Source organism: Nonomuraea sp. NPDC049419, from assembly GCF_040676995.1.
Lineage (GTDB): Bacteria > Actinomycetota > Actinomycetes > Streptosporangiales > Streptosporangiaceae > Nonomuraea > Nonomuraea salmonea.
This window is the reverse complement of record NZ_JBFAQB010000002.1, coordinates 590,377-607,200: the sequence shown is the minus strand read 5'-3', so window position 1 is coordinate 607,200 and position 16,824 is coordinate 590,377. Positions and strand designations below refer to the sequence as shown.

The window sequence follows — 16,824 nt, the reverse complement described above, 5'->3', positions numbered from 1 at the left end:
CGAGGATGGGTGGTGGCGATGGTGAAGCGATGGCTCGGGCGGCTGGCGTACGGATCGCGCTATGACGACGTGCCGTGGGGGCAGCGGGTCTACGTACGGCCGGGGGAGCGGCTCGCCAGGGAGGCGCAGTGGCGCCTGCTCACCAGGCGTGCACCGATCGTGTCCCGGGCCGCGTACGAGCGGACGCGCTCTTTGGGCGAGATCGAGGAGTTCCTCGACTGCATGATGTGCGGCGAGTCGCGCCAGCAGCCGCTGTTCGAGCCGAACGGCGGCAAGGGCTGGCGCTACCACGTCGTCCGCTGCCCGTCCTGCGGCTTCCTCTACCGCAATCCGAACGTCCGCCCCGAGCGCCTCGGCGACCTGTACGCCACCGGCTACAGCAATTTCCTGACCGGCAAGTACGCCGCCAACCGGCAGCGCCGCTACGAGCTGACGATGCAGGCGTTCTCCCCGGTCTTCGACGAGGGCAAGGAGCGCCGCCTGCTCGACTTCGGCTCCGGCGTCGGCCTCTTCCTGGAACTGGCCGAGCAGCGCGGCTTCGACGCGTGCGGCGTGGACCTGTCGCCGGAGTCGGTCGCGCAGGCCAACGAGCGGCTCAGCCGGGCCCGTACGTTCTTCGGCGCCCCGCAGGACGTGCCCGAGATCGCCGCGGGCGGCTTCGACGTGATCACGCTCTGGTCGGTGCTCGCCCACCTGCCCCGGCCGCTGGACGACTTCCGGCAGTTCAGGAGCCTGCTGGGGCCGGGCGGCGTGCTGCTGATCCTCACCGTGAACGCCAACTCGCTGCTGCTCAAGGCGTACGGGTCGAAGTGGAGCGGCTTCACCAAGAACCACCTGATGTTCTACTCGCCGCGGACCGTGCGCACGCTGCTGCGGCGCACCGGCTTCGCGGGCGTCGCGTTCGCCCCGCACTACGGCGACACGATCGAGGCCGGCACCACCAGGCTGCCCGCCGGCCTGGTCAGCCGGCTGCGCAGGAACGTGCGGCTCAGCGACGGCGGCAACATGATGCGGGTGCTCGCCTTCGCCGACGAGGAGGCCATCGGCCGGTACGGCGGCGGCCCGCTCACCGTGCACCGCCTCACGTCGTAGCCGTCACGGCGGCGCGCGCCCGCTCGCGGGTGAGCGGGGTGAGCAGCAGGCCCACCGCGACGGCGGCGGCGCAGGCGAGCACGCACACGACGAACCCGTCCCGCAGCCCCTGCGCGGTGCCGAGCAGCGGGCCGAACGTGGCCACGCCGACGGCACCGCCGACCTGCCGCGCGGTGTTGAACGCCGCCGAGGCGGCCCCGTGCAGCTCGGGCCCGACGGTGGCGATCGCCTGCGAGGTCATGGACGGCACCAGCAGCCCCGAGCTGAATCCGGCGGGCACCAGCGCGAGCACCAGCGGCCACAGCTCCTCCGCCGTGCCCGCCCACGCCACCAGCAGGAACGTCCCGGCCAGCACCGCCTGCGCCGTGCCCACCACGGCCGGCCGCCCGAACCGCCGCGCCAGCCGGGCCGCGCACAGGTTGGCCACCGCGATGAGCCCGGTCAACGGCAGGAACAGCAGCCCGCTGCTCAGCGCTCCCAGCCCGCGTCCTTGCTGGAGCATGAGGCTCATCGCGAACAGCAGCCCGTAGAAGGCGAGATTGAACAGCGCCCCTTGCGCCGCCGTCACGACGAACACCCGATCCCGGTAGAGCGCCGCAGGCACCAACGGCATGCGCCTGGCCCGGCCGTCCCGCCCGGGGAGGGCCGGTGCCTGGCGGGTGGAGGTGGCGCGGGTGGCCAGGACGAAACCGGCGAGTCCGGCCACCCCCAGGATCATGGCGGTGACGACCGGCGTGCTCGGCAGGCCCTGGACGGGAGCCTCGATCAGGGTGAAGACCAGGCCGCCGATCAGCAGGGTCGCGGTGACCAGGCCGGCGACGTCGAGACGACGCGCGCCGCGCGGGACGGCCGGCATCGACCGCACGCTCCAGATTGCCGCGGGAACCCCGATGAGCACGTTGACGCCGAACACGGTACGCCAGTCCGCGACCGCCACGAGCGCGCCGCCCAGCAGCGGCCCCGCCGCCATCCCGACGCCGCCGGCGGCGGACCACCAGCCGACCAGCCGGTGCCGCGCGTGCTCGTCGCCTGCCGCCGCGGTGGCGAGGACGAGCGCGCTGGGCAGCAGCAGCGCCGCCCCCACGCCCTGCACCAGCCGCGCCCCGTTGAGCATCGCCATCGTGGGCGCCGCCGCGCACGCCGCCGACGAGACCGTGAACACCAGCAGCCCCGCCACGAAGGCCCGCTTGGCGCCGAGGGTGTCGGTGATCGCGCCCGCGCCCAGCATCACCGCCGCGAACGCGAGCGTGTAGGCGTTGACGGCCCACTCCAGCTCGGCGCGCGAGGCGCCGAGGTGGGAGGCGAGCTGGGCGAGGGTGAGGTGCACGATCGTCCCGTCCACGAAGACCATGAAGGACGCGACCAGCGCCAGTACGATGACACCTCGACGATGTTCGATAGCCATGGAACAACTGTAGAAAGTGTTCTATCACCATCGAACACTGGGGTGCCCGCTGAAGGTGGCAGGCGTCGCCTAAGATCGGGGGCATGCAGCTCGCCCCCGGCGTCCACGTGGCCATCACCGACCGCAACGGCGGCGTCGGCGCCCCGCCCTACGGTTCGCGCAACCTCGGCGGCATGGTCGGTGACGACCCGGCGACCGTCCGCGCCAACCGCGCGGGCCTGGTGGCCGAGCTGGGCGTGCGGGCGGTGGTCTTCATGCGCCAGGTGCACAGCGCGGAGGTGGCGTACGTGAGCGAGCCGTACGGCGACGACCCGCCGCCGCTCGACGGCGTGTTCACCACCGAGCCCCGGCTGGCGCTGGCGTCGCTGGGCGCCGACTGCCCGGCCGTGCTGGTGGCCGACCCGGTGGCCCGCATGGTCGGCGCCGCCCACTCCGGCCGCCCCGGCACCGAGGCCGGCATCGCCACCGCCCTGGTGGCGGCGATGGCGGCCAAGGGCGCCGAGCCAGGCAGAATGGTCGCGCTGATCGGCCCCGGCGCCTGCGGCCGCTGCTACGAGGTCCCCGCCGCCCTCCGCGACCAGGTGGCCGAAAAGGTCCCCGCCACCTGGTCCACCACGTCCTGGGACACTCCCGCCCTGGACCTGCGCGCCGGCATCGAGTCACAGTTGAGAGCAGCAGGCGTCAGCGACGTCCACCACGACGCCCGCTGCACGATCGAGTCGGCAGAGCTCTACTCCCACCGCCGCGACCAGCCGACGGGCCGCTTCGCCGGCCTCATCTGGCTCACCTGACATCACGACCGCCCCACATCAGGCCCCACCAGCGCCCTCATGGGCTCTCGCCAGCGCTTTCCCGGAACACCCGACCGGAGCCTCCTTGGAACCCCCGCAGGGCCCTCGCCGACGCTGCCGCAGGCCCCGCATAGGAGGCCCCGCATAGGCGGCCCCGCATAGGCGGGCTCGCCGAACCCCACGGGCACTTCGTTACGACCCTCGTAGGACCTCCGCCGACGCTGCCGCAGACCCCGCACCGGCCTTCCTCGCCGGACCCCGCCTCCGCCCCTGATGAACCCCCGATGAACCCCCGCAGATCCCCGCAGAACCCCCGATGGCCCCAGTGGCCACTGTCACCTTGTGGGTGGGGGTTAGTCCTTCTTGTCCTTGGAGGAGTTGGAGCCGCTGAAGATGGAGTTGACGGCGATGATGCCGATCCACACCGCCAGGATCGGCCAGAACCGGCCCTCTCCAAGCACCATGAACACGACGGTCGACACGGTGCCGAGGGCCACCGACACGATGGCGAGGGCGAGGCGTTGGCCGTCGGGTGGGCCTTGGCGGGCCATCTGGCGGCCTTTGGGTGTGACCTGGCTCAGCCGCTCGTCCACCCGCCGGTCGATCTCCTGGCCCATCTTGTCGAGGAACGAGTCCACGACGGCGTCTTCGTAGTCAGGCCCTAAATCGCGGCGTGCGGACACGGCGGCCCTGAGCTCATCCCCTGTCGTCATATAACGAGATATATCGGGACAACGACTATCGGGCAAGGATGTCGTCGAGGTTGTAATGCACGGGACGTTCGAGCTGCTCGTACGTGCACGACTCAGGAGTGCGGTCGGGCCGCCACCGACGGAACTGCGCGGTGTGCCGGAACCGGTCGCCTTCCATCTGGTCGTAGGCCACCTCCATCACCAGCTCAGGCCGGAGCGGGATGAACGACAGGTCCTTCTTGGCGTTCCACCGCGACACCGCGCCGGGCACCCGCTGCCCGCCCCTGGACGGCCCGGCCGCCGGCTGGCCGACGTTCGCCGCCGCCTGCTCGGCCCAGTGACCCCACGGATGCTCGCTCAGCTCGGCGATGTACGGCTTGACCTCCTCGACCAGCTCCGCCCTTCGCTTCATCGGGAACGACGCCGCCACCCCCACGTGGTGCAGCCGCCCGTCGTCGCCGTAGAGGCCGAGCAGCAGCGACCCGACGATCGGCCCCGACTTGTGCTCGCGGTAGCCGCACACCACGACGTCGGCCGTGCGCTCGTGCTTGACCTTGAACATCGTGCGCTTGTCGGGCACGTAAGGCTGGTCGCCCGGCTTGACGATGATGCCGTCGAGCCCGGCGCCCTCGAACATCTCGAACCACTCGCCCGCCTGCCCCTGGTCGGTCGTGACCGGGGTGAGCCTGATGGAGCCGCCCTTCTCGGGGAACAGCGTCTCGAGCCGCGCCCGCCGCTGCGCGAACGGCACCTCCATGAGCGACTCGTCGCCGAGCGCCAGCAGGTCGAACGCGACGAACTGGGCAGGCGTGCGCTCGGACAGCATCGTCACCCGCGACTTGGCCGGGTGGATGCGCTGCTGAAGCGCGTCGAAGTCGAGCTGGCTGCCCATGGGCAGCACGATCTCGCCGTCGATGACGACCTTGTCGGGCAGCTCGGCCCGCGCCGCCTCGACCAGCTCGGGAAAGTAGCGCGTGAACGGCCGCTCGTTGCGGCTGCCCAGGTAGACCTCGTCACCGTCGCGGAAGATGATGCACCGGAAACCGTCCCACTTCGGCTCGTAGAACAGCGTGCCGTCCTGCTTCGGCATGGCCTTGACCGGCTTGGCCAGCATCGGCGGAACGGGCGGCCGCACCGGCAAATTGGGCACCGGCTGCGGCTCCTCCTCGGCCACCGGCCCGGTGATCGGTCCGGTGGTCGGCTCCGTGGTCGAGTCGTCAGTCATCGCTCTGCTCCCTCGTGTACTTGCAGAAGAGCACCCCGTCCTCCTCCAGCACGTGGCCGAGCCGCAGCCCGACCTGCGCGGGCGTGCCGTTCTGGATGCGGGCGGCACCGCCCCCGACCAGCAGCGGGCTGATCGTCAGGCACAGCTCGTCGACCTGCCCGCACGCCGAGAGCTGGGCGTTGATGCGCGGCCCGCCCTCGCACAGCACCCGGGTCAGCCCCCGATCGTGCAGCGCGGCCACGGCGAGAGGCATGTCGACGCCGTCGTCACCGGCCACCACGAGGTCGGCGTATTTGGCCGCCAGCCTGCGCCGCTCCTGGGGCGCGGACTCGCAGGTGATGACGATGGTCCTGCTCGGCGCGTCGGTGAAGAGCTCGCCGTCGAGGTCGAGCGCCAGGCTGCGGGTGACGACCGCGATGGGCGGCACCTCGGGCCTGCCCTCGCGGATCTCGGCCCATGAGTCGCGCGGCGGGACCGGGCCGTAGCCCTCTTTGCGCACGGTGGCGGCGCCCGCGAGGATCACGTCGGCCAGCCCGCGCAGGGTCTGGAAGACACGCCGGTCGCCCTTGCTGGACAGCGGCCCCGAGCGCCCGTTGAGCCAGGCGGCGCCGTCGACGCTGGCGACCATGTTGAGCCGCAGCCACGGCCGGTCTTCAGGGTAGGCGTACGCCTGAACGATGTCCGGGTTGTCCTGAATGTCGGGATAGATGCGCCGCACTCCTCTACCTTGGCACAGCGCACCGACAATCGGTCCCGCCCCGGTTTCGGGACGGATAGTACTTTCGCGTAACGGCGGACTTCTTACCGTTTCTTTGCTTAACGTGACGATAGGGATGACAAAGGGAGAGGGGCCGCCGTGAGCCTGGCCACCGCCGTGGCGTGGACGATCGCCGCAGCCGCCGGCGTCTATCTGCTGTCGTTCTGGCTCACCGGCGCCACGCGCCCGACCAAGATCACCCGGTTCCCCGCCGCGCTCGTCGTCTCGCACCCGGCCCTGGCCGTGACGGCGCTGCTCTGCTGGGCGGGCGGGCTGATCACCGGCAACCGGGTGCTGGCCTGGGCAGCGTTCGCCGGCCTCGCCGCCGCCGCGCTGCTCGGCTTCGTGATGTTCACCCGCTGGCTCGGCACCGGCCGCCACACCAGCACCGCCGCGCGCGGCTTCCCCGCGCTCGCCGTCACCCTGCACGGCCTGGCCGGCGTCACCGCGTTCACGCTCGTCTTCCTGAGCGCGAGCGCCGCCCGGCTCTTCTGACGCGGCTCAGGGCTGGGGCGGCTCAGGGCTGAGGCGGCTCAGGGCGTCCTGACGTCCTGGCGGGGCAGGCGCAGCACCTGCAGCGAGCGGGCGGTGACCGCCACGAGGTCGCCGGCCGACCAGCGCTCGTCGGCGTACGCGTCCTCGATCGTGTCGTGGTTGGTGTCGAGCACCGGCAGCCAGCCGCTGCCGAACTCCTCGCCGGGCAGCGTGAACGACATGTTCTCGTGGTGGGCGTTGATGAGCAGCAGGAACGAGTCGTCCACGATGCGCTCGCCCCTGGGGCCAGGCTCGGTGATGGCGTCGCCGTTCAGATAGACCATGAGCGACTTGGCGTAGCTGATGTGCCAGTCGCCTGCCGTCATCTCGCGCCCGCCCGGCGTCAGCCACACGAGGTCGCGCCGGCCGTCGTCGGGGTGGCGGCCGTGGAAGAAGCGGCGCCGCTGGAAGACGGGGTGCTCGCGGCGCAGCTTCGACAGCGCGCGGACGAACTCCAGCAGGTCGGACTCGGTGTGCACGGTCGACCAGTCGATCCAGGCCAGCTCGTTGTCCTGGCAGTAGGCGTTGTTGTTGCCCCGCTGGGTGCGCCCGATCTCGTCGCCGTGGGACAGCATCGGCACGCCCTGCGACAGGAACAGCGTGGCGAGGAAGTTGCGGCGCTGGCGGCGGCGCAGGGTCACGATGTGGGGGTCCTCGACCGGGCCCTCGGCGCCGCAGTTCCAGGAGCGGTTGTCGTTGGTGCCGTCGCGGTTGTCCTCGCCGTTGGCCTCGTTGTGCTTGTGGTCGTAGGAGACGAGGTCGGCGAGGGTGAAGCCGTCGTGGCAGGTGACGAAATTGATCGAGGCGACGGGACGGCGGCCGGACGACTCGTAGAGGTCGGCGGAGCCGGTCAGCCGGGACGCGAACTCAGGAAGGGCGGAATGGGTGCCCCTCCAGAAATCTCGTACGATATCGCGGTACTTCCCGTTCCATTCCGTCCACAAAGGCGGGAAATTTCCGACCTGATACCCGCCCGGCCCCACGTCCCACGGCTCCGCGATCAGCTTGACCTGAGAGATCACCGGATCCTGCTGAATGAGGTCGAAGAACGCGCTCAGCCGGTCGACGTCGTGCAGCTCCCTGGCCAGCGCCGAGGCCAGGTCGAAGCGGAACCCGTCGACGTGCATCTCCAGCACCCAGTAGCGCAGGGAGTCCATGATGAGCTGCAGCGCGTGCGGCGAGCGCACGTTGAGCGAGTTTCCGCAGCCGGTGTAGTCGAGGTAGTAGCGGCGGTCGCCGTCGTGCAGGCGGTAGTAGGCGGCGTTGTCGATGCCCCTGAACCCGAGCGTCGGCCCCATGTGGTCGCCCTCGGCGGTGTGGTTGTAGACCACGTCGAGGATGACCTCGATGCCCGCCTCGTGCAGCGCCCGCACCATGGCCTTGAACTCCAGCACCTGCTGCCCCCGCGTGCCCGCGCTGGAGTAGCCGCCGTGCGGGGCGAGGTAGGCCATGGTGTTGTAGCCCCAGTAGTTGGTCAGCCCGCGGGCGACCAGGAAGTGCTCGGGGACGTAGTGGTGCACCGGCATCAGCTCGACCGCGGTCACCCCGAGCGACAGCAGGTGCTCGATGATCGCCGGATGCCCCACCCCCGCGTACGTGCCCCGCAGGTCGGGCGGCACGTCGGGGTGGCGCATCGTGAGCCCGCGCACGTGGGCCTCGTAGATCACGGTCTGGTGGTACGGGATGCGCGGCGGCCGGTCGTTGCCCCACTCGAAGAACGGGTTGATCACCACGTTCTTCGGCATGTAGGGGGCGCTGTCCTCGGTGTTGCGCCGGCTCGGGTCGGTGAAGTAGTAGGGGAACAGCGCCTGGTTCCAGGTCAGCTCGCCGTCGATGGCCTTGGCGTAGGGGTCGAGCAGCAGCTTGGCCGGGTTGCACCGGTGGCCCTGCGGCGGGTCGTAGGGCCCGTGCACGCGATAGCCGTAGCGCTGCCCCGGCTGGATGCCCGGCAGATAGCCATGCCAGACGAAGCCGTCGACCTCGGGCAGATCGACGCGCTCCTCGGAGCCGTCATCGTGGAAGAGGCACAGCTCGACCCGCTCGGCGACCTCGGAGAACACCGCAAAGCTGGTGCCAACGCCGTCCCAGGTGCCGCCGAGTGGATAGGGCTCGCCCGGCCAGACCTCGCGCATGTGACCCGATTGTCGCACGCGAAAGCGGTCTTGGTCGCGCAATGGTCCGATCGCTGTTCGGTAAGGGCGCTCGCTCGTCAGAGCAGCTCGGCCTTGAGCGTGATCGTCGTGCCCGCGAGCGCCTTGCTGACCGGGCAGCCGGCCTTGGCGGCCTCGGCCGCCTGCTGGAACTGCTCGGCGCTGATGCCGGGCACGCGGCCCTGGACGGTCAGCACGATGCCGGTGATGCCCTCGCCCGGCTGGAACGTCACGTCGGCGCTGGTGGTCAGCGACTCGGGCGGGGTGCCGGCGCCGGCCAGGCCGTGGGAGAGCGCCATGGAGAAGCAGGAGGAGTGGGCGGCGGCGATGAGCTCCTCGGGGGAGGTCTTGCCGTTGGCGGATTCGGCCCTGGACGGCCAGGAGACCTCGAACGTGCCGACGCCCGAGGTGTCGAGAGAGACGGTGCCCGAGCCGTCGAGCAGGGCGCCTTTCCACTGGGTCGTCGCGGTGCGGGTGGTGGCCATGGGTGGTCCCTCCGTGTTCCCTCCGTGTGTGCTTCGTCGCTTTCTGAAGACGACACTATCGCGGCGCGAAAGACTCTCGCGGTGGGGGTCATCCCGCTCTACATTTGCCGCGAATAATGACATGCTCGGGTCGCGGCGCCTGTGCCGCCTTGGTCCGGATTACACGGGAGTGTGGTGCCAGTGGAGGCACCGTACGACGACCGCCTTCTGCACCAGCGGGTGGTCGGCGGCGATGAGTCCGCGCTGGGGGAGGTCTACGATCGGCTCTCCTCGCTGATCTTCGGTCTCTCCCTGCGGGTCACCAGGGACCGGGTGATCGCCGAGGACATCACGCAGGAGGTGTTCCTGGTCTTCTGGGAGCGGCCGCTGGCCTACGACCCCGACCGGGGCACGCTGCGCGCCTGGCTGGCCACCATCGCCCACCGCAGGGCGGTGGACCACGTGCGCGCGGAGGAGCGCAGGCGGGTGTCGGTGCTCGGGCCCCGGCTGTTCGAACGGGAGCCGGCCCGCCTGGAGGACACCGTGCTGGCCGCCGACGAGGCCGACCGGGTGCGCAGGGCGGTGACGTCCCTGCCCGAGGCGTTACGCCAGGCCGTCGAGCTGGCGTACTTCGGCGGGCGCACCTACCGGCAGGTGGGTGAGGAGCTCGGCGTCCCCGAGGGCACCGCCAAGTCCCGCATCCGCCAGGCGTTACGCCGCCTGGCGGACGAGCTGGCCGAGGAAGAAGTCTGATGAGCGCCGGAGCCTCGCACGGATCGGGCGCGAGCGGAGGAGATCTGATGAACGTCCGGTCGCCCCACAGATCGGGCGGACATGGAGCAAGCGTGCCGGAACCAGGGCCGCCGCACACGGGCCTGACCGCCGCGTACGCGCAGGAAGAGGTGTGATGGACCCCGTCGAGCGTCTCTATCTGGACGCGATGATGGAGGACCCGGCGGTGCCGGCCCACTCGCTGCGGCCCCAGCTCCTGGCCGGGGCCCGCGCGCGGCGCCGCCCCGCGGCCCCCACCGCCGGCTGGGCGCAGCCGTACGCGGCCCGCGTGGCCGCCATGGACGCCCTGCTGGCCTCCGCCGTGGACGACGACTGGTCGCGCGTCATCGTCGAGGGCTGGACGCTGCAGGAGCTCGTGGCTCACCTGGCGGCCAAGGACGGCCTGGTGGCGGCCTCCGTGGGCGCTCCGGTGCTGGGCCCGCCGATCGAGGCGGCCGACTCGCTGGGTCGTACGCACGACGTCCAGGCGTACGAGCGGGCCCGCAGTCCCGAGCAGACGCGGCGGGACTGGCGGGCGCAGGCCGACGCGCTCTGCCGGCACCTGGCCGAGCTGCCGCCCACCACCCCCGCCACGCTCGACGGCATGGAGATCGCGGTCAGGGACCACATCCTGGCCAGGGGCCTGGAGACGTGGATCCACACGGCCGACGCCGCGCGGACGGCGCGGGTGCGCCTGCCCGACCCCCTCCCCGAGCACATCCATCCGACGGCCGACCTGTGCGCGCGCCTGCTGCCGTGGACGATGCTGCTGTCGGGGCTGGACGGCTCCGGCCGCACGCTGCTGCTGACGCTGACGGGTCCCGGCGGCGGCGAGTGGCGGGTCGCGCTGGGTGTGGAGGACACCGGGCCGGGGGAGCCTGACGCGCACATCACGGCGGACGTCGTGGCCTTCTGTTTCCTGCTGGGTGGCCGGGGCGACCCCGCTGACTTCCCTGCCGACCTGGAGGGCGACCTCTCCTTGGCCAGGGACGTGCTCACCACCGCCCCCGCTCTTTCCGGCCCTTAACCTGCGAAATCGGACTAATTCCGCACTCCTCGCTTATCCGTTATAGGAAAAGGCTCGGAGCGTGCGTCTTTTACCGTACAGGCGCCCGGGAAGGGCGCAGCGGTCTCCCAAAATTCTGGTACAACGACCCCTTCGCCGGAACCTTAAGGATTTGACGGGTTGTTTGGATCAGTACGGGTAAACGGGATTCTGTGCGCGGGTACGTCTGCCCTTGTCCGAGTACTCCGAGAAATGGGGGCTCGGATTTCGGGTCGTTCTACCCAGGGCGGTAATAGATGCACGTTCATTTCGATAAGCCACATAGGCCAGCGGTGCGCCGGCGTATCGCTGGCCTTGCGCTCGCCGCCACCGCGGCCGGCGTGGTGCTCCTTCCCGTCGGCCAGGGAATCGCCGGCGCGAGCGCAGGCGCGCCCGCCGTCCCCGCCGCCGTCGCCTACTCCTCCGGCGAGAAGCCGGTGCTGGGGTGCGGTCACCGCCGCTGCGGCCCGTACTGGTGGGGCCGCCGCTGGTGGGGCGGGCACCACCATCACCACCACCACGACTTCCACGACGAGCACCACTTCCGTGGCCACCGCCACCACGACGACAGGCGCCACGAGCCCATTCGCGAGCTGCCCGAGCAGGAGGAGCCGGAGGTCGAGGAGCCGGAAGAGCCCGAGCAGCCCGAGCAGCCCGAGCAGCCCGAGCAGCCCGAGCAGCCCGAGCAGCCGCCCAACCAGCCGCCGAACCGGCCACCGCACCAGCACCAGAAGCCGCACAAGCCGTATAAGCCGTACAAGCCGGTCAAGGAGCGGCCCATCAAGTTCAAGCCGCGCTACGACGACCGCGGCGGCGAGTGGGCGCCGTGGGACAGCTGGCGCAACGGCCTGAAGAGCGACTACGGCAACGACTGGCGCGCCTCCGACTGGGACTGACGGCACACCGGCCACCGGGCTGACCACCGGGCTGATCACCGGGCTGATCACCGGGCTGATCACCGGGCTGATCACCGGGCCGATTACCGGGGCCGACGCAGGAACCGGGGAGCGGCGACGTAGGCTTGCCAATCCTCGACCAGGTCGCCGGGGGACGCCGTGACCGCTGGGCACGGCGCCCCCGGACGGCAGCACGAGACGAGAGGGGGTCTCCCATGACGGGTGACGACACGACCGGTCTGGCCGACCTGATGTACGAGTTCGGGCTGCTCAAACGCTACAAGCGGACCGGCTGGCTGGTCGCGGGCGTACGCGATCCCGAGAGCATCGCCGAGCACTCGTTCCGCGCGGCCGTGCTCGCAGCCGTGATCGCCAGGCTGGAAGGGGCGAACCCCGAGCGGGCCGCCTTCATGAGCCTCTTCCACGACACGCAGGAAACCCGCATCACCGACATCCCGTACGTCGGCAAGCTCTACCTCAAGCCGGCCCCCAACGAGGAGGTCACCGCCGACCAGGTGCGTCACGTGCCCGCCGAGGTGGCCGGCATGCTACGCGACGCCGTGGGCGAGTACGAGGAGAAGGCCAGCCTCGAAGCCGTCTGCGCGCGCGACGCCGACAAGCTGGAGTGCCTCATCCAGGCCGTGGAGTACCGCGAGCAGGGACACCAGAACGTGCAGGGGTGGATCGACAGCTCGCTCGCGGCGATCACCACGACGACGGGCAAGCGCCTGGCGGAGGAGGCGCTGAGCACGGGCACCCTGGACTGGGTGACCCACGTGCTCAACGGCGGCTGACAGATTCGGCCGCATCTCCTGCATGGACGGCGGCCGACCGCCCGGGCGACGCCCCAGGTGCGGTTCCCGCCCGGCCCAAGGGCCCGGGCGGGGCTGTGAGGGCCTGTGCGGGCTCAGGCGGGCTGGGAGACGAGATCCCTGGCGTACTCGTCGTCGCTCTCCGCCAGCACCCGCTGAGCGCCCTGGGCGGCCCGCTCGTCGCCGCGCACGGCCAGCCCGCGCGTGGCCTCGGCCACCGTACGCAGGTCGGAGTCGGTCAGCCGGGCCGCCAGCGCCTCCCTGATCTGCGGCGTGTCGGCCGACAGCCCCGCGAGCCCGGAGGTCGCCCAGTCGCGGATCTCGGAGTCGTCGTCCTCGCTCATCGAGATGAGCAGCGCCAGCCCCTCCTCGTGGTCGGGCGGCAGCACGTCGGCCAGCGCGATGGGGTCGGTGATCGTGCGCTTGTGATCGGGACGCCCGATGACGTCCAGCACGTACGGCAGCGCCCGCGGGTCGCCCTGGTGGCCGAGCGCGGCCAGCACCGAGCGCAGCACCTGCGGGTTGCCCTCGGTCGTGACCATCTTCTCCAGCAGCGGCAGGGTCCTTTCGAGGTACGGCCTGTCGCCGTCGGAGAACCCGAACTGCGCGATGGCGTCCACGCCGAACTCGCGCTCCCTGGCGTCCTCGCTCACGCACAGCCTGGCCAGCGCCTCGTAGGTGTCGTCGTCGGCCCGCTTGCCCAGCGTGTCGGCCACGATCCACCACGTCTCGGCGTCCTCGTCGACGTCGCGGTGCGCCAGCGCCCGCGCCACCAGCTGATCCACCGGCGTCTCGACGCCCGCCGCGTCCTCCAGCAGGGTCGCGATGGCCGCGTGGCCGCGCTGGGCCTGCACCTGCTCGCTCTCGGCGCCGTCGGCCGAGCGGCCCGCCACGGTGACCAGCTCGGTGCCGTCCTTGGCGTATTGGCGGGCGACGACGTATTCCCAGCCCTCCTGCTCCACCTGGTCGAGCAGCGCGCTCTCCAGGTGCACGCCGACCCAGTCGAGGGCGATCTCCAGCGGCGTGTCGCCGTCGCCGTCGTACTTCTGGTGGTCGGCGCCCGCCTCCAGCAGCACCTGCACGACGCCCAGCGCGCCGCGCCTGGCGGCCAGGGTGAGCGGGGTGTCGCCGTCGTCGTTGGTGACGTCGACCTCGGCGCCTGCCTCGATCAGCACCCTGGCGACGTTGGCGTGGCCGTTGGCGGCGGCCCAGAGCAGCGCCGTCCAGCCGCCCGCCTCCCTGGCGCCGACCTCGGCGCCCGCCGCGAGCAGCGCGCCGGCCACCTCGGTGCGGTCCCAGGCGGCGGCCGCGCACAGCGGCAGGCCCGCGTCCTCGCCCTCGCTGGGCCTGTTGGGATCGGCGCCACTGGCGAGCAGCTTGCCGACGGTCTCGGTCTCGCCGTTCAACGCCGCGCGGTAGAGCTGTTCCTCATGCATGACAGGGACCCTAGCCTGGTCCGGCCGCGCCCCGGACCAGACCGGGGTCCGTGTCATCGCGTGATACGTGCCCCGCCCATGGACCGGTTCACTTCTCATCCGAAATGTGCATGTTTCGGGGTATCAAGGTATTCCTCCGCAGGGAGGAGGAGCATCGGGGGCAAGACGCGATATGTTGCGAGTATGACTGATCCCGGTGAGCTCCGCGCGTCCGATGCCGAGCGCGAGGCCGTCGTCGAGCAGCTGCGCGTCGCCTCGGTCGAGGGGCGTCTCACCCTCGCCGAGCTGACGGACCGTACCGAAGCAGCCTATACGGCCACCACACACGCCGAGCTGGCCCTGCTCACCCAGGACCTGCCGTCGGGCGCCGCCGCGCCCGCTCCTGCTCCCGTGCGGCCCCAAGGCAGGAAGCGGCGCTGGTTCGTGGCCGTCATGGGCGACTCCAAGCGGCACGGCACCTGGCGCATCGACCAGGAGCTCGGCGCCGTCGCGGTGATGGGCGACGTCGTGCTCGACCTGCGCGAGGCCGAGGTGCGCACCGACAAGGTCGAGATCATGGCCGTCGCGGTGATGGGCGACGTGAAGATCATCGTCCCCGACGGCGTGAGCGTGGACCTCGACGGCATGGCCATCATGGGCGACAAGAAGGTCAAGGTCGACCAGGCGCCGGTCGGGGCGAACGTCCCCGTGGTGCGCGTGCAGGCGTACGCCGTGATGGGCGACGTCAAGGTGGTCGGCGACTCGCAGGCCAAGCCACTCAAGCGCGGCTTCTCGGCCTGGCGCGAGCACTGGCGCCAGCTCCACGGCGAGGACTGGCGCGAGCTGAGCCGCCAGGTCCGCGCCGAGGGCCGCGAGCTCCGCCGCCAACTCCGCAACGACAACCGCCACCCCGGCTACTGACCTCCCACCTGTCCCTTTCCGGCGGCAGGTGGCCGACGTCCTGTGGGGGAGGGGTGGCCTCCGCCACCGGCCCCCTGTCCCGGCCGCCTTCCGGCCGTAATGGAGCGTGCGGCCGTGGGGTTGGCGCCCTCATGGGAGGGGTGGCCTCCGCCACTGCCCGGCCATAGGGAGTGTGCGGCCGTGGGGTGCGCGTGCCCCATCAGGGTGTCCCGGGGTCAGCCGGCCAGGGCGGCCGGTTGGTTCAGCGCGGTTTTGTAGCGTTCGAGGAGGATCTCGACCAGTTCTGGGGCTGGGCCCAGGACGTCGGCTACCGCGTCGGCGCCGGCCTCCAGGGTTTCGTGGCGGACCTTGTCGGCGAAGAAGCCGGGGGCCAGCAGGTACGGGGCCACGACCACGCGCGGGGCGCCGGCTCGTCTGAGGGCGGTCACCGCCTGCGCGGGGGTGGGGCGCGCCGCGGAGGCGTATGCGGGTGTCACGGTCCACCAGCCGGACCGCCGCCACACCCGCGCCGTCTCCGCCACCACGCCGTTGGCCCTGGCGTCGCTGGAACCGGCCGACACCAGCACCACCGCCGTCCCGGGGTCGCCCGCAGGCACGCCCGCCTCGCCGAGCCGCCGCTCCAGCGCGGACAGCAGCAGCGGATGCGGGCCCAGCGTGCTCCCGTAGCCGACCCGCAGCAGCGGGTCGCGCGCCCTGGCCTCGTTGAGCGCCGCGGGCAGGTCGACCCGGCTGTGGTACGCCTCGGTGAGCAGCAGCGGCAGCACCACGGCCGCCCGCAGCCCGCTGAGCGCCTGCCCGAGCGAGGGCGCGCAATGATCGAGGTACGCCACCCGCACGTCCAGCGGCACCTGGTCGAGCAACGCGGCCACGGTGGCGGCGGCGCGCGGGTCGCGAGACCCGTGGGCCACCGCCACCAGTGGCACGCGGCCGGGGGCCGCCCCGCCTGCCAACGGGACGGGTCCCCCGCTGGGGATCACAGGTGAATGCCGCATTCGACCTTCCCCAGGCCCGCCCAGCGTCCGCTGCGCGGATCCTCTCCCTCCGCGACCTGCCGCGTGCACGGCGCGCAGCCGATCGAGGGGTAGTTGTCGTAGTGCAACGGGTTGATCAGCACCCCGTTGTCGGCGATGTAGTTGTCGACGTCCTCCTGCGTCCAGGCGGCGATCGGGTTGACCTTGACCATCTGCCGCTTGGCGTCCCACTCCACGACCTTGGTGCCGGTCCTGCTGGGCGACTCGTCGCGGCGGATGCCGGAGATCCAGGCCAAATACGGCTCGAGCGCCCGGTTGAGCGGCTCGACCTTGCGCAGGTAGCAGCACAGGTCGGGGTTACGGCCGAACAGCCGCGGCCCGAGGTCGCGGTCCTGCTCCTCGACCGTGCGCGACGGCTTGATGTCGATCACGTTGACGTCGTAGACCTGGCGCACCGCGTCGCGGGTGCCGATGGTCTCGGCGAAGTGGTAGCCGGTGTCGATGAACAGGACGTCGACGCCGGGCTTGACCCTGCTCACCAGGTCGATGAGCAGCGCGTCGCTCATCGAGGAGGTCAGGCACAGCCGGTCGCCGAACGTCGCCGCCGCCCACCGGATGATCTCCCGCGCGGGTGCGCCTTCGAGGAACTTGGCGGCGGACTCGACGATGTCCTGCAGGTCGAGCACGCCGCGCTGATCTCTCAGCCCCACCTCGATGTCGACGAGCGTCATATCTTCACTCCGATCCCCAGGAATTTCAGCTTGAAGGCACGAGCGCAGGCGCGGCAGTACCAGCCGCCGCCCGTTCCCGCCCCGGACGCCCCGCGCTCGCCCGCGTGGGATTCAGTGGGCTCGTAGGGCTCGAGGTCCTCGTCACCGCAGTA

At 71.3% G+C, this 16,824-nt stretch carries 17 protein-coding genes; 8 read left to right on the top strand and 9 right to left on the bottom strand.

Annotation, left to right across the window (positions count from 1 at the left end; translation table 11 throughout):
- The first annotated feature begins 18 nt into the window (after nt 1–18).
- Entirely contained in the window at nt 19–1,092 is a 1,074-nt protein-coding gene (locus AB0K12_RS08085) for a class I SAM-dependent methyltransferase (protein WP_364556695.1), read from the top strand.
- Here AB0K12_RS08085 and AB0K12_RS08080 read toward each other — a convergent pair.
- Entirely contained in the window at nt 1,082–2,497 is a 1,416-nt protein-coding gene (locus AB0K12_RS08080; RefSeq protein ID WP_364556692.1) for an MFS transporter, read from the bottom strand. The two genes, AB0K12_RS08085 and AB0K12_RS08080, sit on opposite strands and share 11 nt — an antisense overlap.
- An 83-nt stretch (nt 2,498–2,580) precedes the next feature.
- Here AB0K12_RS08080 and pgeF point away from each other — a divergent pair, with 83 nt between their 5' ends.
- The gene (gene pgeF / locus AB0K12_RS08075) at nt 2,581–3,288 is read left to right on the top strand and encodes a peptidoglycan editing factor PgeF (protein WP_364556689.1); all 708 of its coding nucleotides are present in this window, start codon (nt 2,581–2,583) and stop codon (nt 3,286–3,288) included.
- Between the two features lie 353 nt (nt 3,289–3,641).
- Here pgeF and AB0K12_RS08070 read toward each other — a convergent pair whose 3' ends face one another.
- Genes AB0K12_RS08070 through AB0K12_RS08060 form a run of 3 tightly spaced genes read right to left on the bottom strand, consistent with a single transcriptional unit; the run spans nt 3,642 to nt 5,923 of the window.
- The gene (locus tag AB0K12_RS08070; protein WP_364556686.1) at nt 3,642–4,001 is read right to left on the bottom strand and encodes a hypothetical protein; all 360 of its coding nucleotides are present in this window, start codon (nt 3,999–4,001) and stop codon (nt 3,642–3,644) included.
- A 25-nt stretch (nt 4,002–4,026) separates the two neighbouring features.
- Complete coding sequence (locus AB0K12_RS08065; RefSeq protein ID WP_364556683.1) at nt 4,027–5,205, bottom strand: ATP-dependent DNA ligase; 1,179 nt, start codon at nt 5,203–5,205, stop codon at nt 4,027–4,029.
- A complete protein-coding gene (locus AB0K12_RS08060; RefSeq protein ID WP_364556680.1) occupies nt 5,198–5,923 on the bottom strand; it encodes a pyrimidine reductase family protein in 726 nt (241 codons plus the stop codon). Before AB0K12_RS08060 ends, AB0K12_RS08065 begins: the two co-directional genes overlap by 8 nt.
- Nucleotides 5,924–6,061: 138 nt before the next feature.
- On the opposite strand from AB0K12_RS08060, the gene AB0K12_RS08055 reads away from it, so the two are divergent.
- Nucleotides 6,062–6,457 carry a hypothetical protein gene (locus AB0K12_RS08055; RefSeq protein WP_364556677.1) on the top strand — a complete coding sequence of 132 codons (396 nt, stop codon included), beginning with the start codon at nt 6,062–6,064 and terminating at the stop codon, nt 6,455–6,457.
- Between the two features lie 38 nt (nt 6,458–6,495).
- Here AB0K12_RS08055 and glgX read toward each other — a convergent pair whose 3' ends face one another.
- Both glgX and AB0K12_RS08045 read right to left on the bottom strand, forming a co-directional pair.
- Nucleotides 6,496–8,628, bottom strand: coding sequence for a glycogen debranching protein GlgX (glgX, locus tag AB0K12_RS08050; protein ID WP_364556675.1), 2,133 nt, complete (start codon nt 8,626–8,628; stop codon nt 6,496–6,498).
- A gap of 77 nt (nt 8,629–8,705) precedes the next feature.
- A complete protein-coding gene (locus AB0K12_RS08045; protein WP_345387252.1) occupies nt 8,706–9,131 on the bottom strand; it encodes an OsmC family protein in 426 nt (141 codons plus the stop codon).
- A 174-nt stretch (nt 9,132–9,305) separates the two neighbouring features.
- On the opposite strand from AB0K12_RS08045, the gene AB0K12_RS08040 reads away from it, so the two are divergent.
- From AB0K12_RS08040 to AB0K12_RS08025, 4 genes are all read left to right on the top strand, one after another.
- Entirely contained in the window at nt 9,306–9,863 is a 558-nt protein-coding gene (locus tag AB0K12_RS08040) for a sigma-70 family RNA polymerase sigma factor (RefSeq protein WP_364556671.1), read from the top strand.
- Nucleotides 9,864–10,017: 154 nt separating this feature from the next.
- Nucleotides 10,018–10,908, top strand: coding sequence for a maleylpyruvate isomerase family mycothiol-dependent enzyme (locus tag AB0K12_RS08035; protein ID WP_364556668.1), 891 nt, complete (start codon nt 10,018–10,020; stop codon nt 10,906–10,908).
- Nucleotides 10,909–11,267: 359 nt separating this feature from the next.
- Entirely contained in the window at nt 11,268–11,822 is a 555-nt protein-coding gene (locus tag AB0K12_RS08030; RefSeq protein WP_364556665.1) for a hypothetical protein, read from the top strand.
- A gap of 215 nt (nt 11,823–12,037) precedes the next feature.
- Nucleotides 12,038–12,616: an HD domain-containing protein gene (locus AB0K12_RS08025; RefSeq protein WP_364556662.1), complete on the top strand. Its 579-nt coding sequence runs from the start codon at nt 12,038–12,040 to the stop codon at nt 12,614–12,616.
- Between the two features lie 113 nt (nt 12,617–12,729).
- On the opposite strand, the gene AB0K12_RS08020 is transcribed toward AB0K12_RS08025, so the two are convergent.
- Nucleotides 12,730–14,070 carry an ankyrin repeat domain-containing protein gene (locus AB0K12_RS08020; protein ID WP_364556660.1) on the bottom strand — a complete coding sequence of 447 codons (1,341 nt, stop codon included), beginning with the start codon at nt 14,068–14,070 and terminating at the stop codon, nt 12,730–12,732.
- 183 nt (nt 14,071–14,253) lie between these two features.
- Here AB0K12_RS08020 and AB0K12_RS08015 point away from each other — a divergent pair, with 183 nt between their 5' ends.
- Nucleotides 14,254–14,970 carry a DUF1707 domain-containing protein gene (locus AB0K12_RS08015; RefSeq protein ID WP_364556657.1) on the top strand — a complete coding sequence of 239 codons (717 nt, stop codon included), beginning with the start codon at nt 14,254–14,256 and terminating at the stop codon, nt 14,968–14,970.
- Nucleotides 14,971–15,185: 215 nt separating this feature from the next.
- Here AB0K12_RS08015 and AB0K12_RS08010 read toward each other — a convergent pair whose 3' ends face one another.
- Both AB0K12_RS08010 and AB0K12_RS08005 read right to left on the bottom strand, forming a co-directional pair.
- Entirely contained in the window at nt 15,186–15,884 is a 699-nt protein-coding gene (locus AB0K12_RS08010) for a sirohydrochlorin chelatase (protein WP_364557747.1), read from the bottom strand.
- A gap of 59 nt (nt 15,885–15,943) precedes the next feature.
- A complete protein-coding gene (locus AB0K12_RS08005; protein WP_345387240.1) occupies nt 15,944–16,672 on the bottom strand; it encodes a phosphoadenylyl-sulfate reductase in 729 nt (242 codons plus the stop codon).
- Between the last annotated feature and the right edge of the window lie 152 nt (nt 16,673–16,824).